Raw genomic sequence first — 16,694 nt, 5'->3', positions numbered from 1 at the left:
ATTTAAGGTATCCAAGAGCTATAATCGTGTGTTTTGGAGATGGGTTTTAAAAATTTTTCTGTTTTGTTATTTTAAAGGCATAAAAAATGAGAAAAAAGACAACACGCAGGAGTTTTTTGAAGGGTTCAGCTCTGACAGCTGCCTCGGCAGTGGGTTTCCCGTTTATTGTTCAGTCCTCCGCTTTGGGGCTTAACGGCGCGACTGCCCCTTCAAACCGCATCACTGTCGGCTGTGTCGGCCTTAACTGGATGGGCATGGGTAATCTGGGCAACTGCCTGGGCAGAAAAGAGGTGCAGGTTCGCGCCCTCTGCGATATCGACTCTAATCACCTCAAAAAAGCACACGATACAGTCAAAGCCAAATACGGCAATGATGACTGCGCCGCGTACCACTATTTCGAGGAACTCCTGGCCCGCGACGATATAGACGCGGTTATCCTCTCTCTGCCTGACCACTGGCACAGCATTGTCTCGATTCGTGCCATGGAAGCCGGCAAGGATGTTTACGGCGAAAAGCCGCTCTCGCATACCCTGCGTGAGGGGCGTGCAATGTGCCAGGCTGCCAAAAGATACGGTACTGTCTGGCAGACCGGCAGCTGGCAGCGGTCGGTGCCCAACTTTACCCAGGCGGTGCAGATAGTTCGCAGCGGAATGATCGGCAAGATCCAGCGCGTAGAGGTGGGCCTGCCTTCCGGTTTCTATGAGTCAAAAGACGAAACTCCTAAAGAGCCGCCGGCAACGCTTGATTATGACCGCTGGCTGGGGCCTGCCCCGTGGGCGCCGTACTGCGAAGCCAGATGCCACATAAACTGGCGATGGCACTTGGATTACGGCGGCGGACAGCTTATGGACTGGGTTGGCCACCATATAGACATCGCCCACTGGGGGCTTGACTGTGACAATACCGGCCCGGTAGAGGTCTCCGGCACGGGCGAGTTCCCCGAGTCGGGACTCTGGAACGCGGCAAAGCGCTACCGCTGCAAGGCAATCTACGCCGACGGCAGGGAATTTACAATCGCCAGCGGCCACAGCGATATAAGAAGCGGGACCACCTGGTACGGAGAAAACGGCATGTGGGTATATGTAAACCGCGGCGCAATAGAGGCCAACCCAAAGAGCCTGCTCGACCGCAAATTCGGCCCGGACGATACGGATGTCTATGTCAGCACGGATCATATGGGCAATTTCCTCGAATGCATCAAGACTCGCAAGAAAACAATAACCCCGATTGAGACGGCTCACCGCTCTGCCAGTGTCGGCCATCTCTGCCAGGCAGCGATTCTCACCGGCCGCAAGATACGGTTTAACCCCGAGACCGAACAGATACTCGATGATGAAACCGCAAACAGTATGCTCGGCAAGGCAATGCGGAGCCCCTGGCGGATTTAGAGAAATAAACGGTAAAGAACTGACTTACAGCATTTTAACAGGAAACTGATTATGAGATATTTATCGATACTATTAGCCGCATTGATATTGATCACAAGCGTTTTGGCGGTAAGCCCCGAAGAGTTGAACAAAATACGCCAGGCCTCTCCGGCTCAGGCGCCGGCAAAGCCCGCACAGCCGCGAAAGATACTGGTGTTCAATCTCTGCCAGGGATTCAAGCACAGCTCTATACCGTATGTTGACGCGGCGGTGAAGATAATGGGCGAAAAGACAGGGGCCTATAAATCTGTTATCAGCAGCGACATGGCGGTTTTTGATGATCTGTCCCCGTATGACGCGGTGCTTTTTAACAATACGACGCACCTTAAGTTTGAAAACGAGGCCAGACGCGAAAACCTCATGGAGTTTGTCAAGAGCGGCAAGGGTATAATCGGAATCCACGCGGCGACTGATAACTTCTACAACTGGCCCGAGGCTGCGGAGATGATGGGCGGCACGTTCGTCTCGCACCCGTGGGGCGGCGGCGGTACCTGGGCGGTCAAAATTGACGAGCCTGATCATGTAATAAACAAATCTTTCAACGGCAAGGGTTTCAAGATAAAGGACGAGATATACCTGGTAAAACAGCTCAATCTCCGCCAAAACGCTAAGATACTGCTCAGCCTTGATTTCAGTGATGAGGCCACCCGAAATGCCGACCCGAGCCAGAATGATGTGCCAATCAGCTGGGTACGGAAGTTCGAAGACGGCCGCGTCTTTTACTGCTCGCTTGGCCATGTTCACCAAGTCCTGTGGAACAAAGCTGTTCTGGAGCATTATCTGGCGGGAATCCAATACGCTCTGGGCGATCTGGAGGCTGATGATACGCCGTTTGCCAAAGATGTTTCGAATCTAAAGCCAATGCTTAATGGCATTTCTGACTGGCAGCATGACGATGGGTATGCGCCGGTGATAGCTGTAAACGATTTTGTAAAGCTCAACTATGATGCCCCGCAGATACTTTCAGAGATCGAGGGCCTGCTGGCGGAGTTTATGGCTTCGGACGCGACAATAGCCGCCAAACGTTACGTAAGCAGAATTCTGCGGGTAATCGGCACGGATAAATCGCTGCCGGTTCTGCTGGAGCTTGCCAAAGACCCTAAGACTTCAGATATCGCTCTTTATGCGCTTTACGGCAATAAATCCGAACAGCTCGAATCTGCGGCTATTGAGGTTCTGATACGCTCTGAAGGGCCTGAACGTGTCGGGCTGATCAATCTTTTAGCTCAGCGCGGATTTCTCCAGGCCGTGCCGTCATTTGGCGGCTTGATGAGAAGCGAAGATCTCGAAGTTGCCAAAGCTGCTATAGAAGGCATAGGCACAATCGGCGATGTGCAGGGGTGCAGGGTAATGCAAAAGCTGATGTTAAACTGCGATCCAAGTCTCTACGAAACGGTTTACAACTCCGTACTAAAGTGCGGTTTCGCGGCCCTGGAGCGGGGAGAGCGTTTTGAAGCGGTGGAGATTTTCGAAAGTGTTTACCACAGTGATGAACCAAATGACCTTCAGCGTGCCAGTGCGTACAAGGGGCTGGCGCTGAGCGGTATGCGGGATTTTAACAGAATGATATCAGACGGCCTTTCGAGCAAGAACCGGCGAATTCGCAGAATGGCGGTTAATGTGCTCAGAGAGACTCCGCAGAAGTCATCGGAATACATATTCAGAGAATATGACAACATGGAGCCGGAAAAGAAACTTATGATGCTTGATATATTAGCAGACGCCGAAGGTGCAGAGCCCGCTAATTCGGTGGCGGTAGCAGATAAAGCTCTCGCCGACAGCTACGAGGCAATCCGCGCCGCCGGCTGGCGCGTTATGGGTAGATTTGCCGGCGAAGATAAGGCCTTTTCCGCCGCACAGGCCGCCGCGGCAGCTTCCGGAAGTGTAAAGGAAGCCGCCAGGGCAAGTCTCAAAAGAATAATCCTGCGGGGGGCACCGGATACCGCGGGCAGGCTGCTCTCGGAGACGGACGAGCCGGCTGTTATCAGGGAAATTCTGAATGTCATAGATGAGTGTCAGATAAAAAGTGCTTTTGACGCGGTTGAGGGCATTCTGGATTCTGACGAGCGTGCAGTCCGAATAGCAGCCCTTAAGGTGCTCAAAGGTATGCCGGAGAAGCTGGAGCCTTCGCGGGCTCTCGACATTCTCGAGGACAGCCGCGGCTCAAGCGAGCTGCGGGCGGCGGAGTCAATGGTACGCGGAGTTTTAGCCGCCGCCGACAAGCCGGATACAGCTTCTGATATACTGATACAGCGTTTTGAAAGCACCGATTCGGACGATATAAAAAGCTCACTGATAAATCTGCTGGGCGGCCTGGCAGACGGCAAATCGCTGGATTTTATCTGCTCAACAATGACAACCGCCTCTCCTTCTGTGCAGGATGCCTGTGTCAAGGCCCTGGCAGACTGGCCGGACAGCCGGCCGCTGGAACGGCTCTATGGGCTGGCTGTAAACTCTGATAACAGGATTCACAGGGCACTGGCTCTGCGAGGCTATGTCTCAAAAATAAACGCGGCAAAGGCCGGTTCAAACGAAAAGAACCGTATGTACCGAAAGGCAATACAAATCGCCGACAGCGCCGGCGAGAAGAAGCAGGTTCTCTCGGCACTTTCACAGGCGGGCACCTATGATGCAATGATGATGTCGCTTGAGTATTTGTCAGATGCCGATGTTGCCGCCGAGGCTGAACTCGCGGCTGTGCAGAACGCCAAAAGAGCGGTTTATCACGACCACCGGCGTGTCATAAACGCACTTGAGAACGTGGAAAACGCCGGCAAGCCCATAACCGAGTGTATCGGCGGGCTAAAAGAAATTGCCGCCGGCTTCGAGAATTACCTTGTATGCTGGAAGGCAACAGAGTACATCACCGCCGGCAATAAGAGCGCCAAAGAGCTTTTTGATCATGTGACAGAAATCGAGAAAAGCGGTTTCAGTGAAGAATTTTTCTACCCGTTCCCGGTTGGAACCAACGCGGGCAAGCCGTGGATGCTTGATTTTGAACATTATTACAAAGGCGATAACCGGCTGATATACGCAAAGACCTGGATTCATTCTGACAGCGGCGGCGATTACGTTCTCCTGGTCAACAGTGATGACGGTGTCAAGCTCTGGTTAAACGGCGAGGTTGTTCACGCCAACAATGTCGTGCGGCCTGCCACTCAATCCGACAGGGTAGAGATAAATCTTAAGCAGGGCTGGAACCAGCTGGCTGCCAAGGTTACCCAGGGCGGCGGCCAATGGGCGTTTTTTGCACGCTTAGAGACCATCGACGGCGGCAGGCCCGGCGCAGTCTATTCCGCGGCGTCTAAGGATTAACGTTTTAACAGTATTTAAGGTAATTATGTCTGACAAAATCGACACCGTTGTTTGCGGAGACTGCCTCGAGGTACTTGGCGGGATTGATTCGTTCTGTGATTTAATATTCGCTGACCCGCCGTTTAATATCGGCTATCAGTACGACCAGTACCATGATAAGGTCCGTCCCGAAGAGTACGTTGACTGGTGCCGTCGGTGGATGAGCCTCTGCTGCGATGTGCTCAAGGAGAGCGGCTCATTTTACATTGCTATCGGCGATGACTATGCCGCCGAGCTGTGCGTTCTTGGTAAAGAGCTGGGGCTTACGCTTCGCAACTGGGTTGTCTGGCACTATACCTTCGGCCAGCAGACCAAGGCTAAATACGCCCGCTCACATACACATATTTTTTACTTTGTAAAGAATGCCAAAGAGTTTAAATTCTATGACCACGCCGTAAGGGTTCCCTCTGAGAGGCAGCTGATTTATGCTGACAAACGTGCCAACCCAAAAGGCAAAATGCCCGATGATACATGGAACGAGTATCCCCGTCTCTGCGGAACATTTAAAGAGAGAATCGGTTTTCACCCGTGCCAGATGCCCGAAACGGTGCTGGCTCGCATTATCGCCGGCAGCAGTAAAAAAGGCGATATGGTGATGGATCCCTTTTCCGGCTCGGGCACTACCCTGGTAACGGCAATGAAGATGGGGCGGCATTATTTCGGCACTGAATTATCAGAGGATTATGTCGAGGGTATAAATCAGCGTATTCAATCCGCCAAAGACGATATGCACAGCGACAGGAACCTGTTTTACAAGTTTTCATATACCGATAAATTTGAAACGGCAAGGCTCTGTGCGGATATGGCCGTAACGCCCGAGGAAGTCGTGAAAGATGAAAAACTGCTTTATTATTTCACCGTGCTTATGAATGTAAGGACACAGCGGGAACCCGTTTTCACCGAAGAAGAGATATGCTCTATACTGGGGGTGCTGGGTAAATGAAGCTGTGCGGACTCAATCACAAGTTGTTTATGACGGGCCTTCTGCTGATTTCCGCGATGATGCTCTCGCTGATGCAGGCGCCGTTTAACATGTCTTTTCTGGCGTGGGTCTGCCTTGTGCCCTTTGCACTGGCGGTGTGCTTCAGCGGCACAGGAAAAACCATATATCTCCTCAGTTTCCTGGTTTACTGGCTGTTCTGGATTGCCAACCTTTACTGGGTTAAGTACGTTACAGTCCCCGGCTGGATAGCGAGCAGCGCGATATGCGCGATTTACTGGCCGGCGGGTGTTTTCTTTCTGCGGTGGAGCCAGCGTAAACGCATTCCGCTTTTTGTCAGCCTTACTGTAACAGCAGCCGGGCTCGAAGCGTGGAAGGGCGTTTTATTCAACGGGTTTGACTGGCATCTGCTCGCGCACAGCCAGTACAGTAATCTTGAAATAATACAGTTCGCAGACATAACCGGTGCGGCGGGCGTTTCTGTTCTTATAGCTCTTGTCAACGGCGTGCTGGCTCAGCTGATTATGCGGCAGATGATATCCCCGATGCAGAGAAAAGAAGAGTGCTCTTCTTGCGGAATACCGCGAAGGCCGAATCTGTTTTCCAATATTCTCGGCGTATTTCTGGCAGCGGCGGCACTGGCGTCGGCTCTTTATTATGGAAACATCCGCCTCGAAGATGTTCGGCAGAACACTGAACAGGGCCCCAAAATCGGTATCGTTCAGACAAATTATATTTCTCTGGTCAACGGCAGCAATATAAGTGAGTATGAGATGATGGATAGGCTCCTTGAGCTGAGCAGAGAATGCGCCGAGGCCGGGGCAAAATTTATCGTATGGCCGGAAACGGTTGTCCCGGGCATACTCAACGAAGATTACCTGATGCATTGTCCGGAATATTCCAGCTCGAGGATTTTTGACAGGAAGATTCGTGATTTCGCCGCGCAGTATCAATGTTTTGTGCTGGCCGGAGCAAGCGCGGCGACTGTCGAGGAAATCAACGGTGAACCTGAGGTTGTAGAGAATTTTAATTCGGCGTTTCTGTATCTCGATGACGGCTCGAAATTCGCCCGGCGCTTTGACAAGATACACCTTGTGCCATTTGGCGAGTATATCCCGTTTCGCGAGTATGAACCGTTGATGAAGGCTCTAAGGCACTTTATCCCGTATGATTTCGATTACAGCCTCGACGCGGGTGATTCGCTGATGCGGTTTCCCGTCCAGCTTGAGGGCAAAGCGTGGGGTTTTGCCGTTTCGATATGCTATGAGGATACAGATGCCCAGCTTTGCCGGCGGCTGGCATATCCCGACGGTGAGACCAAAGTTGACTGGCTGCTCAATATCAGCAACGACGGCTGGTATATCCGCCAACAGGGTACGAAATTGGCCGGCTCTACAGAAGCTCCCCAGCGGACGGCGATAAGCGTATTCAGGGCGATAGAAAACAGGATCGCCATACCCAGAAGCGTCAATACCGGCCTGAGCTGTTTTATCGGCCCGGACGGTACGGTTATTGACGGATTTGAAGCAGGCACATTACCCCAGGATGCATGGCAGAGACACATTGTTGAAGGCTGGTTTATCGACCGCGTTCCGTTGTGCAGGATTGAGACTGTATTTTCAAAACAGGGAGATATTGTAAATGACGGGTTCGGATACCTTTTCACCGGCCTGTTTTTTCTCTCGGCGATAGAAAGGTTTACATTCAGACGAAAAAAGGATTATAAAAATGAAGAAAATAAAATTGATAACACTGATTAGCTGCGTCTTCGCGGCATTATGCTTTGGCATGGGCGGCTCTTCCCCGTCAAACATAGATTTGCTCGGAGGATCCGATCAAAAAGATAAGGCCGTTGAGATTATCCGCCAGGGATTAAAAAGCCAGGACTCCACTCTAAGGACAAATGCCGTTGAGGCAGTGGTTCGCAGCGGGTATATGCCGCTGATGGACGATGTTGTAAAGATGCTCAGCGATGAGTCTGTTCCCGTGCGGTTCGCGGCTCTTGTTGCTATCGGAGATCTTAGTTATATGCCGGCAGAGCCGTATCTGATAAAATATCTAAAAGACAGCGATCAAAACGTTCAAATGGCGGCGGCCTACGCTCTCTCCAGCCTTGGCCACCAACGCTATCAGCCGCGTATAGCAGAGGGCGTTAATTCAACAAACCAGACCGTAAAAGCAAACTCTGTAATGCTTTTGGGCAAGATAGACAATCCAGATGCGAAAAAAATACTTGAATGGATTCTGAAAAGCCCCGACGCCGCGGACAAGGTCAAGATCCAGGCGATTGAGTCACTCGCCCACCTGGGTGATACGGATATGTATCACAAGGCCTGGGCACTGCTTATCAGCAAACGCAGCGATGACAGGATTATCGGTGTTCGGATAATGACTCAGCTCAAAACTGCCAAGGCCGTCAACGCCGTCAAGACAATGCTTAGAGATGACCTTGTTGAGATACGTATAGCCGCGGCGGCAGCACTTGCACGGCTTAACGACCCGGCGGGCGGGATTCTTCTCAAGGAGTATTTCGACAGCATATCCGGCGGCATCGACAAAGAAAGCCGAAAACGCTGTAACGTTCAGGCAGCACTGGGTTTAATGGAGCTCGACCAGCAGAAATTCGGCAAATACACCCGTGTCCTGCTCAACGATAAAGATGAAATGATCCGCATTTACGGTGCAATGGTAGTTTTAAACCATGTCCGCTAAGGCGTAAGAAATACAATCAGCAGCAGAAAAAATATTATTTCTATTGCATATTTCAAATGCGCATTTAAAATGCCTTTTCTAAAAAATCGTTAGCCTGTTGATTTTGAAAACAGGCAGAATATTTATTGAGGTATTTTACTTGCGAAAAGACGGACAAAGCACAAAAGAGAAGATTCTCGAAGCGGCGGCAAAGTTGTTCAGCGAAAACGGCTTTCAGGATACAACTGTAAGTGATATATGTGTTTACGCAAATACGAACATCGCTTCGGTGAATTATCATTTCGGCTCCAAGGAATCGCTCTACCGTGAGGTCTGGAAGCTGGCCTTTGATATGTCTCTCAAGGAATACCCCATTGACGGCGGGCTTGCCGAGGATGCACCTGCCGAGGATAAGCTGCGGGCATTTGTAAAGGCGATACTCTTTAAGATACTTGACGGCGGAAAAATCGGCTATTACGGCAAACTGTTTATAATCGAGGCCGGAGACATAAACCCGATTATTCAGGATCTCAAGTCAGAGCATATCGCAATCATAAGACGGCGGCTAAGGTCTATTCTCTCAGAGCTGCTGGGGCCCCGCGCATCGGAGGACGATATCGGGCTTTGTCATTTCAGCGTCATAAACCAGTGTCTGGCATTGGCGTTTAAGCTCTCAATCCTGAATTCCCGCAAAATTCAGGACGGCAATACGCAGCTGTTTAAAGATTTTCCCATGCCGTTTCATAAATGGACACTGCCGGAGAATATCGACCAGCTTGCCGAGCATATCACAGACTTCTCGCTCGCCGGCATCAGTCAGGTTCGAAACCGGTTAGAGAAGTCACAGCCGAAATCATCAACATCATTTGCCAGAGCAGCTAAAGGATAATGCAAATGCTTTCCAGAATCGTTCAACCAGCATTATTGATGAATATTATAATTGTTGCCGCGGCTGTTATCAGTCTGGGCGGATGTATGCCCGAGCGAGAGCCGGGGAGAGTTGAGATGAATCTGCCCGATAAATTCAGTGCAGAGGGCACAGACGTTCTGCCGGAAAAATGGTGGCAGTCTTTAGAAGACCCGCAGCTCAGCGAGCTGATAGAACAGGCGGTTGGTGATAATTTCACGATACGTGCCGCCTGGGACAGGCTTGAACAGGCTCGCCAGGAAGCGATTAAGGCAGGAGCCGACCATTTGCCGGCGGTTAACTACGACGGTTCCGCAGGCAGGAGTGTCACCGAGAGAGGCTCCAATAGAAACTATACCACAGATTACAATCTTGGCTTATCCCTGGGTTATGAAGTTGACCTTTGGGGCCGCATAAAATCAATCGAACAGGCGGCAGTCTATGATGCTCAGGCAAGAGAACATGAGCTTGCCGCGGCGGCGATCACGCTCAGCTCGACAATTGCCGGAACCTGGTATCAGTATGCCGAGGCGTGCCGCAGGGTTGAGGTCATAGAACGCCAGCTAGGCTCGAACCGGCAGGTGCTGGAGCTGATTACACTCCAGTTCAAAAAGGCTCAGGCCTCTGCCGCGGACGTGTTCCGGCAGAGACAGCTTGTAGAGTCCTCAAATGGCCGGCTTATACAGGCACGGCAGAGCTGCGAGCTGCTGCAGTATCAGCTTTCCATTCTCGCCGGGAAAGCCCCCGGCAAACACTGGCCCGGCGGGGAGGCTCAGCTAATTGAGTTATCCAGACTGCCCCAGGTCTCTATCCCCTCGGAGCTTATCCTCAGAAGGCCCGATATTGCCGGCGCGTATAAAAGCGTTCTCGCAGCGGACGAGAGAGCAGCCGCCTCGATAGCTAACCAGTATCCTTCTTTGCGGATAACCGCCGCGGCACAGACCGGCGGTGAAAGCACCAGCGACATCTTCGATGACTGGCTGGCGAATATCGCGGCGGGTGTTACCGGTCCTCTGTTTGACGGGGGTTCCAGAAAAGCCGAGGTTGAGCGAAGCAGAGCCCGGCTCTCAGAGGCAATCAACAGCTACAGCCAGACGGTGCTCGAATCACTCAAAGAGGTAGAAGACGCCCTGGCCGCAGAGGATTACCAAAGGCAGTTTGTAGAGAGTGTCCGCAGCCAGCTCGATCTTTCAAGAGATGTCTTTGAGCGCACAAGAGAGAGCTTCATAAAGGGTCAGTTTGATTATATCCGTGTTCTCGAATCGCTGGTTTCACAGCAGTCTCTTGAGCTCTCCGAGCTGCAGGCCAGGAGAGTCCTCATTGAAAAACGCATAGACCTGTGCAAGGCGATTGCCGGCGGATGGCAGATGAAAAAACCTCAGCAGGCCGTCTTGATATACGATGAAGCAAACGAAAACCAAAGCCCGATGTAGCTGAATCAGCGGCTTTGACTAATAAATATACAGTAAACCATATAAACCATTTTTAATACGTTTTATGAGGCAAAAATATGCCGGAAGAAAAATCATCTTTTTCAGAACACAAGACTTTGAATGTGCTTGGCTCAATCCTGTTTAAACTGGTTGTGCCGGTGCTGATTATTATATCAGCGATCGGGTTTTATAAACATCAGATAGAAACCGGCCCCAAGGCCGAGCAGAAACCGCCAAAACGGCAGGCACGGCTTGTTGAGTGTATTTCCGTTGAAAGGGACAATGTCTCGGCAGATGTTGCCTGTATGGGTAATGTTATCGCTGCTCAGGAGGTAACGCTCATGCCGGAGGTTGTCGGTCAGATTAACTGGGTCAGCCAGAGCCTGATCCCCGGCGGCATAGTGGCGCAGGCAAGCCCGATAGCCGCGATAGATGACAGTGACTACCTATATGCTCTCAAACAGCGTCAGGGTGAGCTGGCACAGGCCCGGCTCGCTCTCAAGCTCGAATACGGCAACCAGTCACTGGCAAAACGCGAGTATGAGCTGCTGGGCGAGGTTGTTGAGAAGGATGATACGGATCTTGTCCTCAGAAAGCCGCACCTGGAAAGTGCCCGGGCCGCCCTTGATTCGGCGCAGGCGGCTGTAGAGAAGGCACGCCTGGATATTGAACGCTGCAAGATTACTGCACCTTTTAACGCGGTGGTGCAGCAGAAACATATTGACCTGGGAACCCGGGTTTCCCAGTCAAGCCCAATTGTAACACTGGCAGGAACGGATGAATACTGGGTTGAGGCGCTTGTGCCTGTTGATGAGCTGGTGTGGATTGACATTCCCGGCGGCAAGGTTAAAGAAGGCTCAAAAGTAAAAATATTCAATCAGGCCTGGGGAAACGAACAGTTCCGCACCGGCAGGGTTCTGCGGCTCATCGGCGAGCTTGAAAGCCGGGGCAGAATGGCCAGAGTCCTTATCAGCATAAAAGATCCGCTCTCATTGAAACCGGAGAATAAAGACAAGCCCAGACTGCTTATAGGCTCTTTTGTTGATGTCCGCATAGAGGGCCGCCGGATTGAGTCTGTTATTCCGCTAAGCCGCGAATATGTACGTGACGGCAGTTTTGTGTGGGTGATGAACGATGAAGAGCTGCTGGAAATGCGGCCGATAAAGACCGCTTTCAAATCCCGGCAGAACGTTTATATCACCGAGGGCATAGAGCCCGGAGAAAAGATAGTAACGACAAATATCGCAGCTCCTGTCGAGGGTATGCCGTTGAGGGAGTCGAGCAGTATAGAGGCTGAATTAGAGAGCAGCTCAGAAAGCAATAACGAAGAATACCAGCCCAGGAAGGATCGCTGAGAATGCCCGAGAATCTTAACGGCGGCTCTGAACACAAGGGCCTTATCGCATGGATGACGTATAACCGCGTTACCCCTAATCTGTGTATGCTTATACTGCTTGTCGGGGGTTTTTTGTTCACAACCACTATCAAGCAGGAAGTGTTCCCCGAGTTCAGCCTTGATATTGTAACAATCAGGGTTCCCTATCCCGGTTCCAGTCCCGAAGAAGTTGAACAGGGCATAATACTCGTCGTCGAGGAGGCGATAAGAGGCCTTGACGGTGTGAAGGAAATCACCGCCGTTGCAGGCGAAGGCTCCGGCACAGTAACCGCCGAGCTCGAGGATGACGCTGATCCGCAGAGGACGTATCAGGACATAAAACAGGAGATAGACCGTATAACCACCTTCCCGCTCGATGCCGAAGAGCCGCAGGTGAGCCTGTCGGTGATACGGCGTGAAGTGCTAGATTTGCAGATTTACGGCGATGTTTCCGAGTGGGCGCTTCGCGAGATAGGCGAGCAGGTGCGGGATGAGCTTCTGCAGAATCCGGAAATCACCCAGGTAGATCTCGAAGGTGTAAGGGACTATGAAGTCAAGATACAAATAGACCAGCAGACCCTGCGGGCATACGGGCTTACTCTCAATGAAGTGGCGCAGATAATCCGCTCGGCCTCTGTTGAGCTGCCCGGCGGCTATATAGAGACTTCCGGCGGAGATCTCCTGTTAAGGGTCAAAGAGAGGCGGGACTGGGCAGACGAGTTTGCAAACATACCGATTATAACTACCGGGGAGGGTTCGGTTGTTCAGCTTGGTGATATCGCCCTTGTAAGGGATGATTTCGAGGATTCAGACAGGTATGCCTACTATAACGGCATGAGAGCGGTTTCTCTTGATATCTTCCGTGTCGGCAGCCAGACGCCGATTGGAGTTGCCAAGGCTGCCAAGGCGGCGATGAAAGAGATCGAAAATCGCCTGCCTCCGGGGGTTGACTGGGCGATACGGCGGGATATGTCTGATATTTACCGCCAGAGGCTTGAGCTTCTGCTCACAAATGCCGGCTGGGGGTTGCTGCTTGTTCTGATGCTTCTGGGGCTCTTTCTGGAGTTGAAACTGGCGTTCTGGGTAACACTGGGTATTCCGATATCGTTTTTGGGAGCGTTTTTGTTTCTGCCTTTGATGGGCGTTACGATAAACATGATTTCGATGTTTGCATTCATTGTCGCTCTTGGAATCGTGGTTGATGATGCTATTGTTGTAGGTGAAAATATCTACGAATACAGAACCAGGGGCATGAAACACATTGATGCCGCAATCAAAGGTGCGCAGGCGGTAAAGGTGCCGGTGGTTTTCAGTGTTACAACCAATATTATAGCGTTTCTGCCTCTCTGCTTTATCCCCGGAACAATGGGCAAGATATGGAAAGTTATACCATTTGTGGTTATGACAGTCTTCGCGATATCGCTGTTTGAATCGCTGGTAATACTCCCCGCGCACCTGGCGCACTCCAACGGTGACAACAGGGGCCGCATATCCGCGTTTGTGCACAGACTTCAGCAGGGATTCAGCAGGAAGTTTATATGGTTTGTTGAGTTTGCTTTTGCTCCGGTACTTGATTTCTGCATCAAAATAAAATACATAGTGGTTGCCGCGGCGGTTGCGGTTTTTATTCTTATCCTCGGCTATGTAAACAGCGGCAGGATAGGCATAATACAGATGCCGCGAATCGAGGCGGATTTTGCTTCGGTAACCGCAACACTGCCCTACGGCAGCCCGCTGAGTAAAATTCAGCAGGTCAGCGATTATCTCCTGGAAAAGGGAAGGATTGTCGCCGAGAATAACGGCGGTGATGAGCTTGTAGAGGGCTTTTATTCAAGAATCAATGACAACTCTGTAAGTGCGCGGCTATATCTCACCGACGCGGAGACGCGGCCTATAAGCACTACCGAGGTTACCAATAAATGGCGAGAGCTGGTAGGCCCTATCCCCGGAACCGAAAGTGTCCGTTTTGAGTCGGACAGGGGCGGCCCCGGCTCGGGTGCGGCGATTACCGTTGAGCTGAGTCACAGAAACATAGAAACTCTGGATCAGGCAAGTCAAAAACTCGCCGAGATACTCGAGCACTTTCCCAATGTCAAAGACATAGATGACGGCTATTCACCGGGAAAACAGCAGCTCGATTTCAAGATAAAACCCCAGGGCCAGAGTCTGGGCCTGACCGCGCATGAGATCGCACGGCAGGTGCGGTATTCGTTCTACGGGGCAGAAGCGCTGCGGCAGCAGAGGGGCAGAAACGAGATAAAGGTGCGTGTGCGTCTGCCGATAGAACAGAGAAACAGCGAGTACGATATTGAGACGCTTCTTATACGAACACCCGCCGGCACCTATGTTCCTTTGCGGGAAGTGGCAGAGATAACACGCGGCAGGGCGTACACGACGATTAACAGGCGAAATGCCGGCAGAACCGTTACAGTTACCGCCAATATTGAGCCCATCAGCCAGACAAGCCGCATCATGGAAACGCTCGAAACCGATTATCTGCCCCAGCTTGTCAGGGATTTTCCCGGTCTCTCTTACAGATGGGAGGGCAGACAGGCAGACATGAGCGAAAGTATGACCAGCCTGTTTTACGGTTTTATCTTTGCGCTGATGTGTATCTACGCGATGCTTGCCATACCGTTTAAGAGTTATTCACAGCCGCTGATTGTTATGATAGCCATTCCTTTCGGCATAATCGGAGCGGTTATCGGACATATAATAATGGGCTATTCGGTGAGTATCATGAGCATGATGGGAATCGTGGCGCTTTCCGGTGTTGTTGTAAACGATTCGCTCGTGCTGATCGATTACGCCAATAATCTCAGGCGCACCGAAGGCCTTGATGCCTTTACCGCTATCCACCAGGCAGGCGTAAGACGTTTCAGGCCGATACTTCTGACAACGCTTACGACCTTTGGCGGGCTGACACCGATGATATTCGAGACATCGCGGCAGGCAAGGTTTATGATTCCCATGGCGATATCGCTGGGGTTTGGGATTCTCTTTGCCACCTTGATTACACTCGTGCTGGTGCCGTGTCTTTACATGGTTCTCGACAGCTGGCACAAGATGCTTCACAAGCCGGCGACTTAGGTAGAGCACCAAAGGTGCGAAATATCATAGCTGTAGGTCGCATCTTCCAGCCCGACACAAAAAACACCGCCGCTTTTTGGTTGATAAAGCGGGGTCTTAGGAAGAGCACCAAAGGTGCGAAATATCATAGCATAGGGCAACGCCCTATGTATGTATGCGGTGTTCACCCCCTCCCCCGCACCGCCGGCGGCGGTGCGGAAGGGAAAATTGAGGGGATTGGTTGCCGCACAGATTCCCAGGGCGTTGCCCTGGGCTAAGCTATTCAAGCCCTTCAGGCTTTTGTGTGAACGCCCCGGAAACATCTCCAACGTAGGCCGCATCTTCCAGAGCGAAACAAAATCGCCGCCGCTTTTTGGTTTTTTAAACGGGGCCTTAGGTAGAGCACCAAAGGTGCGAAATATCATAGCATAGGGCAACGCCCTATGTATGTATGCGGTGTTCACCCCCTCCCCCGCACCGCCGCCGGCGGTGCGGAAAGGAAGAGTTGAGGGGATTGGTTGCCGCACAGATTCCCAGGACGTTGCCCTGGGCTAAGTTATCCAAGCCCTTCAGGCTTGAGGTGTAAACAAATCCATCCGGAGGCGTTTACACTGTTTTAAGACGTGACTATTATTCACCACGGAGCGCTCGGGGAAAATTTTACACACATAAAAGTTCAACCATTCTCATGTTGCCCACGCACCAAAGGTGCGAAATATCATAGCATAGGGCAACGCCCTATGTATGTATGCGGTGTTCACCCCCTCCCCCGCACCGCCGTCGGCGGTGCGGAAGGGAAAATTGAGGGGATTGGTTGGCCGCACAGATTCCCAGGGCGTTGCCCTGGGCTAAGTTATCCAAGCCCTTCAGGCTTTTGTGTAAACGCCCCGGAAACATCTCCAACGCAGGTCGCATCTTCCAGCCCGACACAAAAACACCGCCGCTTTTTGGTTGATAAAGCGGGGTCTTAGGAAGAGCACCAAAGGTGCGAAATATCATAGCATGGGGCACCGCCCTATGTATGTATGCGGTGTTCATCCCATCCCCCGCACCGCCGTCGGCGGTGCGGAAAGGAAGAGTTGAGGGGATTGGTTGGCCGCACAGATTCCCAGGGCGTTGCCCTGGGCTAAGCTATCCAAGCCCTTCAGGCTTGAGGTGTAAACATACCAACCGCGGCAGACGATATTTTGGAGAAAATATCATTTACCGTAAACACCGCATGTAGAGCCGCAATGCTTGCGGCTCTCAATCTATGACAACAGAAAGAGGCAAAGAATTTAAACGCTCAAGCCTTTGACGTAAAGGCATTTACAACGCAGAGAGACGCATGCAATGCGTCTTTACAGGGGGTTGTCCATAAACGCCGGTAGAGCTCCCCCGATGTACACAGGTTCCTATCTGCAATTTTTACGGGCTTAGATTTACATGTTGAATCTTGCGGTAATTCGGGTTGTCCGCAGATTTCGCTGATTATCGCGGATTTTGGTTGAAATATTGT

Annotated in this window: 10 protein-coding genes; 9 read left to right on the top strand and 1 reads right to left on the bottom strand. The window is 51.6% G+C overall.

All coding sequences use genetic code 11. The features are described 5' to 3' along the window. The first annotated feature begins 86 nt into the window (after positions 1–86). From SMSP2_RS09565 to SMSP2_RS09525, 9 genes are all read left to right on the top strand, one after another. Positions 87–1,388 carry a Gfo/Idh/MocA family protein gene (locus SMSP2_RS09565; RefSeq protein WP_146683732.1) on the top strand — a complete coding sequence of 434 codons (1,302 nt, stop codon included), beginning with the start codon at positions 87–89 and terminating at the stop codon, positions 1,386–1,388. Between the two features lie 51 nt (positions 1,389–1,439). Then, positions 1,440–4,742, top strand: a complete 3,303-nt coding sequence (locus SMSP2_RS09560) for a ThuA domain-containing protein (protein WP_146683731.1) — start codon at positions 1,440–1,442, stop codon at positions 4,740–4,742. Positions 4,743–4,767: 25 nt separating this feature from the next. Beyond that, positions 4,768–5,724, top strand: coding sequence for a DNA-methyltransferase (locus SMSP2_RS09555; protein ID WP_146683730.1), 957 nt, complete (start codon positions 4,768–4,770; stop codon positions 5,722–5,724). Then, positions 5,721–7,481: an apolipoprotein N-acyltransferase gene (gene lnt, locus SMSP2_RS09550; RefSeq protein ID WP_146683729.1), complete on the top strand. Its 1,761-nt coding sequence runs from the start codon at positions 5,721–5,723 to the stop codon at positions 7,479–7,481. Before SMSP2_RS09555 ends, lnt begins: the two co-directional genes overlap by 4 nt. Then, complete coding sequence (locus SMSP2_RS09545) at positions 7,450–8,433, top strand: HEAT repeat domain-containing protein (protein WP_146683728.1); 984 nt, start codon at positions 7,450–7,452, stop codon at positions 8,431–8,433. The genes lnt and SMSP2_RS09545 overlap by 32 nt, the downstream gene beginning before the upstream one ends. A 139-nt stretch (positions 8,434–8,572) precedes the next feature. Next, positions 8,573–9,301: a TetR/AcrR family transcriptional regulator gene (locus SMSP2_RS09540; RefSeq protein WP_146683727.1), complete on the top strand. Its 729-nt coding sequence runs from the start codon at positions 8,573–8,575 to the stop codon at positions 9,299–9,301. Between the two features lie 38 nt (positions 9,302–9,339). Beyond that, positions 9,340–10,752 (top strand): efflux transporter outer membrane subunit, encoded by a 1,413-nt coding sequence (locus SMSP2_RS09535; protein ID WP_186804668.1) that lies wholly within the window; start codon positions 9,340–9,342, stop codon positions 10,750–10,752. 77 nt (positions 10,753–10,829) lie between these two features. After that, positions 10,830–12,107, top strand: a complete 1,278-nt coding sequence (locus SMSP2_RS09530; protein ID WP_146683725.1) for an efflux RND transporter periplasmic adaptor subunit — start codon at positions 10,830–10,832, stop codon at positions 12,105–12,107. A gap of 2 nt (positions 12,108–12,109) precedes the next feature. Continuing rightward, the gene (locus tag SMSP2_RS09525) at positions 12,110–15,217 is read left to right on the top strand and encodes an efflux RND transporter permease subunit (protein ID WP_146683724.1); all 3,108 of its coding nucleotides are present in this window, start codon (positions 12,110–12,112) and stop codon (positions 15,215–15,217) included. On the opposite strand, the gene SMSP2_RS09520 is transcribed toward SMSP2_RS09525, so the two are convergent. Continuing rightward, positions 15,214–15,621 carry a hypothetical protein gene (locus SMSP2_RS09520; protein WP_146683723.1) on the bottom strand — a complete coding sequence of 136 codons (408 nt, stop codon included), beginning with the start codon at positions 15,619–15,621 and terminating at the stop codon, positions 15,214–15,216. The genes SMSP2_RS09525 and SMSP2_RS09520 overlap by 4 nt on opposite strands. Between the last annotated feature and the right edge of the window lie 1,073 nt (positions 15,622–16,694).

Origin of the sequence: Limihaloglobus sulfuriphilus, assembly GCF_001999965.1 — a bacterium.
In the GTDB taxonomy this organism is placed as follows: domain Bacteria; phylum Planctomycetota; class Phycisphaerae; order Sedimentisphaerales; family Sedimentisphaeraceae; genus Limihaloglobus; species Limihaloglobus sulfuriphilus.
The sequence above is the reverse complement of the archived record's forward strand: the minus strand, read 5'-3'. Positions and strand labels throughout refer to the sequence as shown.

Excerpts from the sequence above, each read along its gene's own strand:
- SMSP2_RS09565 (WP_146683732.1), top strand. The coding sequence starts at position 87 with ATGAGAAAAAAGACAACACGCAGGAGTTTTTTGAAGGGTTCAGCTCTG.
- SMSP2_RS09560 (WP_146683731.1), top strand. The coding sequence starts at position 1,440 with ATGAGATATTTATCGATACTATTAGCCGCATTGATATTGATCACAAGC.
- SMSP2_RS09555 (WP_146683730.1), top strand. The coding sequence starts at position 4,768 with ATGTCTGACAAAATCGACACCGTTGTTTGCGGAGACTGCCTCGAGGTA.
- lnt (WP_146683729.1), top strand. The coding sequence starts at position 5,721 with ATGAAGCTGTGCGGACTCAATCACAAGTTGTTTATGACGGGCCTTCTG.
- SMSP2_RS09545 (WP_146683728.1), top strand. The coding sequence starts at position 7,450 with ATGAAGAAAATAAAATTGATAACACTGATTAGCTGCGTCTTCGCGGCA.
- SMSP2_RS09535 (WP_186804668.1), top strand. The coding sequence starts at position 9,340 with ATGAATATTATAATTGTTGCCGCGGCTGTTATCAGTCTGGGCGGATGT.
- SMSP2_RS09530 (WP_146683725.1), top strand. The coding sequence starts at position 10,830 with ATGCCGGAAGAAAAATCATCTTTTTCAGAACACAAGACTTTGAATGTG.
- SMSP2_RS09525 (WP_146683724.1), top strand. The coding sequence starts at position 12,110 with ATGCCCGAGAATCTTAACGGCGGCTCTGAACACAAGGGCCTTATCGCA.
- SMSP2_RS09520 (WP_146683723.1), bottom strand. The coding sequence starts at position 15,621 with ATGATATTTCGCACCTTTGGTGCTCTACCTAAGGCCCCGTTTAAAAAA.